General features: G+C 76.7%; 11 protein-coding genes. 9 read left to right on the top strand and 2 right to left on the bottom strand.

The annotated features are described in order from the left end of the window. Nucleotides 1-16: 16 nt before the first annotated feature. From ND486_RS22765 to ND486_RS22740, 6 genes are all read left to right on the top strand, one after another. Nucleotides 17-475: a GyrI-like domain-containing protein gene (locus ND486_RS22765; RefSeq protein WP_251786523.1), complete on the top strand. Its 459-nt coding sequence runs from the start codon at nt 17-19 to the stop codon at nt 473-475. A gap of 87 nt (nt 476-562) precedes the next feature. Then, nucleotides 563-1525 carry a ferritin-like domain-containing protein gene (locus tag ND486_RS22760; RefSeq protein WP_251786522.1) on the top strand — a complete coding sequence of 321 codons (963 nt, stop codon included), beginning with the start codon at nt 563-565 and terminating at the stop codon, nt 1523-1525. A gap of 10 nt (nt 1526-1535) precedes the next feature. After that, nucleotides 1536-2186, top strand: coding sequence for a HemK2/MTQ2 family protein methyltransferase (locus tag ND486_RS22755; RefSeq protein WP_179762242.1), 651 nt, complete (start codon nt 1536-1538; stop codon nt 2184-2186). Then, nucleotides 2176-2391, top strand: coding sequence for a CDGSH iron-sulfur domain-containing protein (locus tag ND486_RS22750; RefSeq protein ID WP_073577251.1), 216 nt, complete (start codon nt 2176-2178; stop codon nt 2389-2391). Before ND486_RS22755 ends, ND486_RS22750 begins: the two co-directional genes overlap by 11 nt. Further along, the gene (locus ND486_RS22745; RefSeq protein ID WP_251786521.1) at nt 2388-3410 is read left to right on the top strand and encodes an iron-containing redox enzyme family protein; all 1023 of its coding nucleotides are present in this window, start codon (nt 2388-2390) and stop codon (nt 3408-3410) included. The genes ND486_RS22750 and ND486_RS22745 overlap by 4 nt, the downstream gene beginning before the upstream one ends. Further along, nucleotides 3407-4375: an L-histidine N(alpha)-methyltransferase gene (locus ND486_RS22740; RefSeq protein WP_251786520.1), complete on the top strand. Its 969-nt coding sequence runs from the start codon at nt 3407-3409 to the stop codon at nt 4373-4375. Before ND486_RS22745 ends, ND486_RS22740 begins: the two co-directional genes overlap by 4 nt. Here ND486_RS22740 and ND486_RS22735 read toward each other — a convergent pair. Continuing rightward, nucleotides 4372-5271: an NADP-dependent oxidoreductase gene (locus tag ND486_RS22735; RefSeq protein WP_251786519.1), complete on the bottom strand. Its 900-nt coding sequence runs from the start codon at nt 5269-5271 to the stop codon at nt 4372-4374. The genes ND486_RS22740 and ND486_RS22735 overlap by 4 nt on opposite strands. Before the next feature lie 90 nt (nt 5272-5361). Here ND486_RS22735 and ND486_RS22730 point away from each other — a divergent pair, with 90 nt between their 5' ends. Beyond that, a complete protein-coding gene (locus ND486_RS22730; RefSeq protein ID WP_251786518.1) occupies nt 5362-7824 on the top strand; it encodes an FUSC family protein in 2463 nt (820 codons plus the stop codon). A gap of 12 nt (nt 7825-7836) precedes the next feature. Here the strand turns inward: ND486_RS22730 and ND486_RS22725 are convergent, their stop codons facing one another. Further along, nucleotides 7837-9597, bottom strand: coding sequence for a CdaR family transcriptional regulator (locus tag ND486_RS22725; protein WP_251786517.1), 1761 nt, complete (start codon nt 9595-9597; stop codon nt 7837-7839). Nucleotides 9598-9708: 111 nt separating this feature from the next. On the opposite strand from ND486_RS22725, the gene ND486_RS22720 reads away from it, so the two are divergent. Continuing rightward, complete coding sequence (locus ND486_RS22720; RefSeq protein ID WP_308215873.1) at nt 9709-11136, top strand: aldehyde dehydrogenase family protein; 1428 nt, start codon at nt 9709-9711, stop codon at nt 11134-11136. A gap of 27 nt (nt 11137-11163) precedes the next feature. Then, nucleotides 11164-11613, top strand: coding sequence for a heme-binding protein (locus ND486_RS22715; RefSeq protein ID WP_208826100.1), 450 nt, complete (start codon nt 11164-11166; stop codon nt 11611-11613). Nucleotides 11614-11636 lie beyond the last annotated feature (23 nt).

Here is an 11636-nt window from a genome sequence, read left to right as displayed (position 1 = left end):
CCGGAAGGACCCGTCCATGACCACCCCCGAGCTCGTCGAGGTCACCGCCCGCCCCACCGCCGTCGTCCGCGGCACGGTCCCGGTCACCGGCCTGCCCGCGTTCTTCGACCGCGCCTTCTCCGTCCTCCCCGGGACCGTCTCCGGGCAGGGCGTGACGGTCACCGGCCCGGCGTTCGCGCTGTACCGGGGGCCGCTGACGGCGACCGCCGACCTCGAGACGGGGTTCCCCACCGACCGCGAGGTCACCCCGGACGGCGACGTCGTCGCCGGCGCGCTGCCCGCCTGCCGGGTGGCCCGCGTGGTGCACGCCGGTTCGTTCGACGGGCTCGGCGCCGCCTGGCAGCGGCTGGGGGAGTGGCTCGCCGGCCAGGGCCTGCGCGGCGGCGACGTGTTCTGGGAGGTCTACCTCACCGAGCCGTCGCCGGACATGGACCCCGCCGACCTGCGCACCGAGCTGAACATGCCGGTGGTCTGACCGAAGCGGCACCGGTGGGCAGGAGTGGGACCGCGGATCGCGGGTAGGCGCGGTCCGATCCTGTCGCCGCCGCAAGAGGACGTGTTCGTGACCGATACCGCCGCCGTGGTCGCCCAGCTCCGTGTGCTGGAGCAGCTGACCCGCACCGAGAACCGGATCGCGGGCCTGCGCACCGTGCAGGCCCGCACCGACGAGACCCGCCGCGAGCTCACCGACAACGCCCGCCGCGCCGAGGCCCGCCTCGGCCGCATCCAGGACGCCCTGCGCGAGCTCGACGCCGTACCCGATCTGGTCGGTGCCGTCGGCGGCCGGATCCTCGCGTTCGTGAAGAGCCAGGTCGAGCAGGCCCAGCGCTTCGACGAGGCGCTGCTCGGCGACCTCGCGCTGGAGCGGCAGCTGCAGGACCGCGCCCGCTATCTGCAGGCGCTGACCGCGTCGGGGCCCGACCGGGTGCACCGCCTCGCCGGTGAGCTCGTCGAGGCCCACACCGAGACCGTCGAGTGGCTGACCACCGTGCTCGCCGAGGAGGCCGTCGGCGGGCCCGCGCCGCTGCGGGCCACCCCGCTGCAGGTCGTGCGCGGCGCCGTCACCGACGTCGTGCGGCTCCCGGCCCGCCTCGGCGCCGTCGGCCTGAACCGGGCCGGGCACGAGCTGTCCCGGGCCGGGGAACGGGTGCGGCGCACCGCGTCGGCGCTCGGCGACGGGGCCGACCGCGCCGGGCGCGACGCCGCCGACGTCCTCGGCTCCGGGCTGGACGCCGCCCTGGAGCGCGCCGAGGACATCGCCCGCCGCGAGCGGGCCGGCGACGCCGCCCGGGCGCTGCACGGCACCCGCCGGGCCCGCGGCGCGCTCGGCGCCGGCGAGCTCCCGGTCGACGGCTACGACGACCTGTCCGTCCCCGACGCGGCCCGCGCCGTCCGCGAGCTCGACACGCCCGAGGACGTGCAGGCCGTGCTGCGCTACGAGGAGCAGCACAAGAACCGGGCGGGCGTGCTCACCGCGGCCCGCACCCGGCACGCCGAGGTGGCCCGCGAGACGGTCGCGCACTGACGTGGCGCCCATGCTCCTGACCCCGCCCGGGGTCTACCGGCCCCAGTCGGACTCGCAGATGCTGGCCCGCGCCGTCGCCGTCTCCGGGCGGGCCCGTGGGGCCGTGCTCGACCTGGGCACCGGCACCGGGACCGTGGCGCTCGCCGCGGCCCGCTGCGGTGCCGGCGCGGTCACCGCGGTCGACCTGTCACGGCGCGCCGTGCTCGCGGCACGGGTCAACGCCCGGCTGCACCGCACCGCGCTGACGGTGCACCGCGGTGACCTGTTCGGCCCCGTCGACGGCCGGCGGTTCGACCTGGTCACCGCCAACCCGCCGTACGTGCCGTCGCACACCGACCGGCTCGTCCGGTACCGCCGGGCCCGCAGCTGGGACGGCGGCCGCGACGGCCGCGCCGTGATCGACCGCATCTGCGACGGCGTCGCCGCCCACCTCGGACCGGGCGGCGCGCTGCTCATGGTGCACAGCGCCGTCTCCGGGGTGCAGGCCTCGCTGGACCGGCTCGCCGCGGCCGGGCTCACCGTGCGGGTCGCCGACCGGTCCCGGATCCCGCTCGGCCCGGTGATGCGGGCCCGCACCGCGCTGCACGAGGCCCGCGGCCTGGTCGAGCCCGGCGCCGCCGACGAGGAGCTCGTGGTGATCGAGGCCGTCCGTGGGTCGTGAGACCGGCGCCGGCCCCGCCCGGGTGCGGCTCACCGACGACGGCCCGGTCCTGGTGACCGGCCCGGTGGAGGTCGAGCTGCCCGACGGCACCCGGGTGACGTCGCGGCGCCCGGTCACCGCGCTGTGCACCTGCCGGCGCACCCGCCGTCCGCCGTTCTGCGACACCAGCCACCGCACCCGCGTGCGACAGGAGGACCCGACGTGACCGCACCCCCGCACCCGGGCACCGGGACCGCGCCGCTGCCGGCGGCGCGCGGCCCGCTGTCCGGCGCCGTCCTGGCCCGGCTGGGCGGCGACCCCGCCGCGCTGCCCGCCGCGGGCGATGCCGACCCGTGGGGCGAGGACCTGCACCTGGCCCTGCACTGCTGCTACGAGCTGCACTACCGCGGCTTCGCGGGGGTCGGCGACGAGCACGAGTGGGACGTGGCGCTGCTCGGCCTGCGCGTGGCGCTGGAGGACCGGTTCCTGGCCGCCCTGCGTGCTGCGGTCCCGCCCGGCGACGACGTCGACGCGACCGTCGCCGAGCTGCTCGTCGAGCCGGTCGGGCCGGGCGCGGAGACCGGCGTGACCCACCACCTGCTGCGCCGCGGCGAGCTGTGGCAGCTGCGCGAGTACGTCGTGCACCGCTCGATCTACCACCTGAAGGAGGCCGACCCGCAAGCCTGGGTGATCCCGCGGCTGCCCCCGGCCGCCAAGGCGGGCCTGGTCACCGTCGAGCACGACGAGTACGGCGCGGGCGACGCCGCGGGCATGCACGCCGTGCTGTTCGCCGGCATGATGCGCGACCTCGGCCTGTCCGACGCCTACGGCGCGCACGTCGACGCCGTCGGTGCCGAGACCCTCGCCGAGGTCAACTTCATGTCGCTGTGCGGGCTGCGGCGCAGCCTGCGCGGCGCGCTGGTCGGGCAGTTCGCGCTGGTCGAGCTGACCTCCTCGCCCGGGTCGGAGCGCCTGGTCCGCGCGATGCGCCGGCTCGGCTGCGGCCCCGCCGCCCTCCGCTTCTACGACGAGCACGTGGAGGCCGACGCCGTGCACGAGCAGGTCGTGCGCCGCGACGTCCTCGCCCCGCTGCTGCGGACCGAGCCCGGCCTGGCCGCCGACGTCGTGTTCGGGATCCGGGCCGCCGGGCTGCTCGGCGACCGGCTCGGCGGGCACGTGCTGGCCCGCTGGGCGGCGGGGGAGCCGAGCCTGCGCCGGCCGCTCGACGACGGGCCGGGCCGGTGACCGCCGCCCCGGTCGAGCTGGAACAGGGCTCCTTCTGGGACGACACCGACGAGCTGCGCGCCCGCCTCGCCGAGCCGCTGCCGCGGATCCCGCCCTGGTTCGGCTACGACGCGCTCGGCTCGGAGCTGTTCGAACAGATCACCGAGCTGCCGACCTACTACCTGACCCGGTGCGAGCGGGCGCTCCTGGAGCGGTACGGCACCGACATCGCGGCCCGGCTGGGCCGCCCACGTGTCGCCGAGCTCGGGTCCGGGAGCGCGAAGAAGACGCGGCTGCTGCTCGAACACTGCTCGGCGGCCCGGCCGACGACCTACCTGCCGATCGACGTGAGCCGCGAGATGCTCGTGCTCAGCGCCGAACGCATGGCGGACCTGCCGGGGCTGACCGTCACCGGGCTGCGGGGGCGTTACGAGGCCGGCCTCGACCGGCTGCGCGACGACGGCGGCGCTCCGGTGGCGGTGCTGTTCCTCGGCGCCAACATCGGCAACACCACGGCCGACGAGCGCTCCGCACTGCTCGCCCGGATCGGCGCCACGCTCCGCCCCGGTGACGCGCTGTTGCTGTCCGCGGACCTCGTCAAGCCCGCCGCGGTGTTCGAGTCCTGCTACAACGACCCGCCCGGGTACGACGCCTTCGCCCGGTTCCGGCTCAACCACCTCGACCACCTGGCACGCCGGTTCGGCGGGAGCGTCGCCCTCGACGCGCTGCACCCGGCGGCGCACTACGACGCCGCCGCCGACGTCGTCGACGGGCGGCTGTGGGCGCGCCGGGACCAGACCGTGGTGCTGCCGGGCCTGGACCGGACGCTGGAGCTGCGTCGCGGTGACAGCGTCAACGTCGGGTTCTCGGCGAAGTTCGAGACCGACCGGCTGCGCACCGACGTGGCCCGGCACGGGTTGCGGGCCGAGGCCGAGTGGGTCGACGACGAGCACCGCTACGGGCTGTTCCTGTTCCGTCGGGACTAGAGCACCAGGACGACCTTGCCGGTCACGTGACCCTGTTCGACCAGGGCGAGCGCCGCACCGGCCTCGGCCAGCGGCCGGACCTCGCGCACCAGCGGGTCGAGCTCCCCGGCCACGACGAGTGCGGCGAGCGCGTCGAGCACCGCGGTGCTGCGGTCGCGGGTGACGTCGCGGCCGCCCAGCTGCGCGACCAGCGGCTTGTCCGCGATCGAGTACAGCGTCGCGGGCGGGACGAGCCCGGCCACCGCGCGCAGGGCGTCGCCGCCGACCAGGTCCAGGGCGCCGTCGACGCCGCCGGGAGCGGCCGCGCGGATCCGGTCGGCGACGCCGTCGCCGTAGGCCACCGGGACGGCGCCGAACCCGGCGAGCAGGGCGTGCTTGCCGGGGCTCGCCGTGCCGACGACCGTCAGCCCGCGGCGGCGGGCCAGCTGCACCAGCGGCAGGCCGACCCCGCCGCCCGCCCCGTTGACCAGCAGCGTCGCCCCGGCGGGCAGGTCCAGGTTCGTGAGGGTGTCCCAGGCGGTGCCCGCGGCGACCGGCAGCGCCGCCGCCTGCTCGGGCGAGACCTCCGGCGGGCGGTGCGCGGCGAACCCGGCGGTGACCCGAGCCCGCGGCGCCCAGCCGCCCTGCATGTCCGGGCAGCCGCCGAACACCTCGTCGCCGGGGGCGAACCCGGTGACGCCGTCGCCGACCTCCAGCACGGTCCCGGCGACCTCGCGGCCGAGCACCGCGGGCCCGGCGACGCCGTAGTCGCCGTCGCGCATCCGCCAGTCGCCCGGGTTGACCCCGGCCGCCCGGACCCGCACGAGCAGCTCACCCGGCCCGGGCCGCGGCTCTGCGACCTCGACGAACGCCTGCTGCTCCGGGCCACCCGCCGCCACGAACCCGTACCCGCGCACCCGCCACCTCCGTGATCGGTCCTGGGCGCCCACGCTACGTCCGGCGGGCCCGGGATGCGCGAAGATCACGATCCGGTATACCGTTAGCATATGCAACGGACTGTGCCGACCGCGTCCGACCGCCTCCTCCGGGCCCGTGACCGGTTCGTCGCCTCCGACCCCGGCCTCGTCCGGCTCGTCTCGGCGGTCCGCGCCGTGCTGGCGATCGCCAGCACGCTGGGCGTGGAGTACCTCGTCGCGACGACGACGGGCACCCCGCCACTGGTGCCGATGATGCTCGGGGCGGTGGTGGCGATGCTGGCCTCGTTCGGGATCTTCGACGCCACCCGCGCCGGGCAGGCGGTCACGCTGTGCTTCCTGGCCCTGTCGATGCTCGCCGGGATGAGTGTGGCGCTGCTCGTCGACCGGAACCGGCTCGCGTCGCTGACCGCGTTCGTCGTGGTCGTGTTCGTCGCGGTCTGGGTACGCCGCTTCGGGCTGCGGTACTTCGTCTGCGGCATGGGCGGGTTCATGGGCTACTTCTTCGCCCTGTTCCTGAGCCTGCGTCCGGAGATGCTGCCGGGGGTCGCGTTCGTCGTCGCGGTCGCGATCGTCTGGGTGATGCTGCTGACGCTGGTGCTGCTCCCGATCCGCAACGACCGGGTGCTGCGCCGGATGCTGCGCTCGTTCGAGGCGCGGCTCGCCGGTCTCGCCGGGACCGTGCTGGCCCTCGACGGGCACGCCCCCGGCACCGCGGAGCGGGAGCGCGCCGAGGCCCGGCTGGCGAGCCTTCTGGTCCGGGTGAACGAGGCCGCGCTGGTCATCGACGGGCAGCTGGGGACCCCGGCCGCCGTCGCCGACGACGACGCCGCCCGGATCGTCCGCCGGGCGGTGTTCGACGCCGAGCTGGCCGTCACCGCGCTGACCCGGGTCGGCCCCGGCGCCCTGGACTGCGACGACGCCCGCGCGGTCCTCACCGCGCTGCACGGCGGCCGCTGGGACGCGGTGCGCGAGCGGGCCGGACGGGTCGCCGACCGGGTGGCGGCCCCGGGGCCGCGCCGGCTCGCCGTCGACGCCACGGTGCTCGCCGACGCCCGCGCCGACTGGACCGCCGCCCTCGACACCGCGCCGGAGGGAGGTCCCGCGACGGTCGGGGAGGCAGCCGCGTTCGCCCCCGCGGTCCAGCTGTTCGCAGGCAACCTGCCCGGCTCGGCGGGCACGGTGACCCGGCTGCACCGCCCGCCGGACCCCGGCCGTCCCGCCTCGCGGCTGTCGCTGACCACCCGCCAGGCCGTGCAGGTCGCGGTGGCCACCGCGGTCGCGATCGCGGTGGGCGACGCGCTGTCCGAGCAGCGTTACTACTGGGCGGTGCTGGCCGCGTTCATCGCCTTCACCGGCACCGCGACCGTCGCCGAGACGGTGCGGAAGGCCGCGCACCGCATCGTCGGCACCATGATCGGCCTGGTCGGCGCGATCGCGCTGGTGCCGGTGCTGGGACCCGACGTCGCCGTGGTGCTGCCGGTGATCCTGCTCAGCATCTTCGGCGCGCTCTACCTGTTCCGGCTCTCCTACGCGCTGATGATCTTCTTCATCACGCTGATGCTCGGCGAGCTCTACGCGCTGCTCGGCACCTTCACGGTGGACCTGATGGTGCTGCGCCTGGAGGAGACCGTGGTCGGCGGTCTGATCGGCTGCGCGGTGTCGGTGCTCGTGCTGCCCACCCGCACCCGGTCCGCCGCCGAGGAGGCCCGCCGCGGGCTGCTCGACGCGCTGGCCGAGCTGCTGGGCACGGTCGACCGGGCGTTGCGCCGGCCCGGCCCGTGCGAGGACCTGCGTGCCGGGGCGCGCGCGCTCGATGCCGCGCTGCACCAGACGCTGCTGCTGGGGCGTCCGCTGACCCGGACCTGGCTGGGCTCCACCCACCGCGACGTCGTGCACGGGCTGACCGCCTGCACCGCCGTCGCCGAACACGCGCGGCGCCTGGCCCGCTCCGCCGAAGGGGTGTCGGGGACCCCGGCGCTGACCGCGGGCTGTGCGCGCCTCGCGCAGCTCACCGCGGACGCCGTCGCCGGGCGGCCGGTGCCCGCGGGCAGCTGCGCGGCCGTGCTCGACCTGCTGATCGGCCCGGCCGGCGGGACCGGACGCGGCGCCGCGCTCGCCCGCGAGGCCGGGCTGCTGGCCGCCGAGCTCCCGGCGCTGCTGGAGACCGGCGACGACGGGCCCGCCCCGGCCACGGTCGGGCGGGTCCGCGGACCCGACGGCGCACCCGCCGCGGCGACGGTCACCGTCGTCGACGGGGCGGGCCGTCAGCTGGACCGCGTCACCACCGGCGACGACGGCGGGTTCGCCGTCCGCGTGCCGGCCGGGACGCACCTGCTCGTCGTCGCACCGGCCGTCGCCGGGCCCGCGCCCTTCGGCGAGCACGTGCACGTCGGGCCGGGGACGGTGCTGCCGGACGTGGTGCTGGCCGCGCCCCTCGCCCGTCCGGTGCCGCTGCCCGTGCCGGCCGGTGTCGGCGCCCCGCTGCGCGGACCGGCGCGGGCGGTCGGGCGGGCGTGCGTCCGGCACGCCTGAGCGCGGGCGGGCTCAGGGCGGTGGGGCCAGCTCCGCGTCGAGCCCGTCGTTCACGGTCGCGAGCGTGTCCACGTGGTGGGCCAGCCACACCATGAACTGGGTGTCGGAGGACCGGATGTCCATCCCGATCGCCCGCGAGACCCGGTCGAGCTTGTAGAGGGTCGTGTTGCGGTGCAGGCCCAGCCGTCGCGCGGCCGCGTTGAGGTTGCCCGACTCGGCGATGTAGGCGAGCACCACGCTCTCCAGGCTGCGGTTGTGCCCGTCCGCGCGGCGCAGCGGGGCGAGCACCTCGCGGGCGAACCGCCGTCCGTTCTCGGAGTCGGCGACCTCGCGCAGGGCGACGAAGATCCGCAGGTCCTCGTAGCCGATCACCGGGGCGGCATCGACCCGCCGGGCCAGTGAGAGCGCGGTCCGGGCCTCGCGGTAGCTCTGCGCGGTGCCGCTCGCACCGGGACCGGGGGCGCCGAACGCCACGCGTGCGGTGCCGGACAGCTTCGCCTGCACCGCCGTCGCGACCGCACCGGCCAGCGCGCGCGGCTCGTTCCCGTCGGCTCCGGTGCCGACCGGCGCGACCACGACGAGGTTGCCGCCGAGCTGCGCGGCCAGCACGGGGGCGCTGCCGCGGTGCTCGATGCGCTCGGCCGCCCGGGCCGCGGCCTGGAACCGGCGCACGGTCCGGGCGTCGTCGGACACCGGGGGGTCGGGTTCGACGACGAGGGTCACGTACCGCTCGTCGGGCACGAAGCCGTGGTGACGGGCGCGGGCGAGCAGCTGCTGGCCGTCGGCGAAGCGTCCGTGGACCAGGTCCACGACGAAGTCGCCCCGGGTCCGTTCCTCCGCCTCGGTCATCGACCGGATCCGCAGCATCTCGGCGCCGATCAGGACGGCCCCTTCCTGGACCACGACTCGGCGCTGGGCGCGGTCGTGGGCCGTGGCGTCGACCGGTTCCAGGACGGCGACCAGGCCACAGGGCTCCCCACCGATCGCGACCGGTGAGACCAGCGGCACCACCGCCCCCGCCGGGGTGCCGACGGGTTCGAGCGAGACCGCGTGCTGGTGACCCCCGGCGGCGACGCCGACGGTGTCGGAGTAGCGGTGGAGCACCTGCACGACCTGCTCCGGCGCCCGTGCCACCCGCCCGACGGCGGACTCGTGGGCCAGGACCGTGCCGTCGAGGTCGACGACGAGCGCGGGGACGCCCGCCATCCGGGACATGCCGTGGGCCAGCGCGGGGATCCCGGTGCCGCGGGCCAGGATCTCGCCGAGCGAGCGGTGCACCCGGTCGCTGTACTCCAGGACGTGCGTCGACTGGGCCAGCACCTTGGTCGCCACGAGCCGGCTCACCGACCGGAAGTCCGCGCCGGACGGCAGCAGCGCGAGCGGCAGCCGTGCCTCGTCGGCGGCGGCCCTGGCCTCGGGCAGCAGGCGGGCGAGCACCGCGGGCGCGGCGGTGTCGACGGGATCGAGGCGGACCAGCAGCGCGACCGCCCCCGCGGCGACCACCTCCCGCACCAGGCCGGCACCGTCGGGTCCCCGCAGCCGTGTCACCGGGGCGTGCACGACCAGGCCCGCCTCGGCGGGGTCGGCGCCGTCGGCCAGCTCGGACAGCGGCACGCACCACCGCGCGACCGCGGACGTCCCGTCCCGGCCCGCCACCAGCGTGTTGCGCAGCTGTGGCTCCGCCAGCAGGTCGGTGACGGTGACGGTCTCGGCCTCCTCGCCCCGGGCGGCCGGGACGTCGTGCTCCTCGACGGGTCCTGCGCTCTGTGCCATCTGCCTATATCCGATCCGTGGGCGGCTGCACTTCGTCCAGTGCCGGTCATGCTGGCCCCGCCCCAGAATCGGCGGTAGCCGTCACACTCCACAATCCGCCGGAGGTTCTTCGTGCACCCCGCACCGACACGTCCCGCCCCGGATGCGTCCGGGTCCGAGGCCCGGACCGTCGATCCGGCGCGTCCCGGCCGCACCGTGAGCCACTACCGGCCGTCCACCCCGGAGGACGTCCGTGCCGCGGTGGACCGCGCCGCCGGCAGCGACTGGCCCGCGACCACCCCGGCCCGCCGGGCGGCCGTGCTCACACGCCTCGCCGAGGATCTGGAGCAGTCCCGCGACCGGATCGCGGCCCTGATCACGGCCGAGGAGGGCAAGCCGCTCGCCGCCGCCCGCGGCGAGGTCGGCAAGGCGGCCGAGCAGTTCCGGCTCGCCGCGCAGCTGGCGTTCCTCGTGGAGGGCACCACGTTCCCGGCCGAGACCCCCGGCACGACCGCGCACACGCTGCGCGGACCGCTGGGCGTGGTCGCCGCGGTGACCCCGTGGAACTTCCCGCTGTCGCTGGCCGCCCGCAAGATCGGCCCGGCGCTGGCGGCGGGGAACACCGTGCTGTTCAAGCCCTCGCCGGTCACCGCCGGGGTCGGTGCGGCCCTCGCCGCGGCCGCGTACGACGCCGGACTGCCCCGCGACGCGATGCCCGTCCTGCACGGCCACGACCCGGACGCGATGGACGTGCTCCTGGGCGACCTGCGGGTCCGCGCGGTCAGCTTCACCGGCTCCGACCGGGTCGGCGCGCTGATCCGCGACCGCGCGCACGGCCAGGCCCGGCTCCAGCTGGAGCTCGGCGGGCGCAACTGCGCCGTCGTGTGCTCCGACGCCGACCTCGAGCGGGCCGCCGACGACATCGTGACCGGCGCGTTCGGGCTCACCGGACAGGCGTGCACCTCGACCGACCGGATCCTGGTCGCCACCCCGGTCGCCGCCGAGCTCATGGCGCTGCTCGCCGAGCGGGTCCGCTCGCTGCGGGTCGGCCCGGGCGACCACCCGGCGACCACCACCGGCCCGGTCGCCACCGAGGCCCAGTTCCACCGGCTCGGCGCGCTGCGCACGAGCGCCCTCGCGGCGGGGGCCCGGGTCGTGGCCACGGCGTGGGACGTCGAGGGCCGCGACCCGGACGGCTACTGGGTGCCGCCGACCCTGTTCACCGACGTCCCGGCCGGGCACGACCTGCTGACCGAGGAGGTCTTCGGGCCGTTCGCCACGGTGCTGCCCGTCGCCGACCTCGACGAGGCGCTCGGGATCGTCGGCGCCTCGACCCACGGGCTGGCCGCGTCGGTGCACACCCGTGACCTCGCCACCGCCCACCGCTTCGCCGCCGAGGTCCCCTGCGGCGTCATCAAGATCAACGGGCCGACGACCGGCAACGGCGTCGCCCCGCCCTTCGGCGGGCACCGCGCGTCGTCCGGCGGGGCCTTCCCCGAGGGCGGTCGCCAGGCCCTCGACTTCGTGACCGACACCCGGACCGTCTACCTCACGCCCTGACCGCGACCACCCGCCCCGGAGGCAACCGTGCACACCGTCCACCGCCTGACCCTCGACGACGCCCTGGTCCTGCTGCGTGCGGCCGAGGCCGAGGCCGAGCGCATCGGCGTCCGTCAGACCATCTGCATCGCCGACGACGGCGCCCACCCGATCGCCCTGCACCGGATGACCGGCGCCCGCCTCACCGGCGTGGAGATCGCCATCGCCAAGGCGTTCACCGCGGCCGGGCACCAGCGGGCGACCCATCTGTTCAACGAGGCACCCGACGGCCCCGCCCTGCCCGGCAACGAGGCCTTCGGCATCCAGCACATGCACCCCGGCCGCTTCACGGTGTTCGTCGGCGGCTTCCCGCTGGTCCACGACGGGCAGGTCGTCGGAGCCGTGGGCATCAGCGGCGGCAACGGGGAGCAGGACAAGGCCGTCGGCGCCGCGACGCTCGCGGCCTTCGCGGACCTGGTCGCGGCCGTCCCGGCCTGACCCGTTCCCACCCCACCGGCCCC

Origin of the sequence: Pseudonocardia sp. DR1-2, from assembly GCF_023717215.1 — a bacterium.
Classification (GTDB): domain Bacteria; phylum Actinomycetota; class Actinomycetes; order Mycobacteriales; family Pseudonocardiaceae; genus Pseudonocardia; species Pseudonocardia alni.
This window is presented reverse-complemented; position numbering and strand designations above follow the sequence as displayed.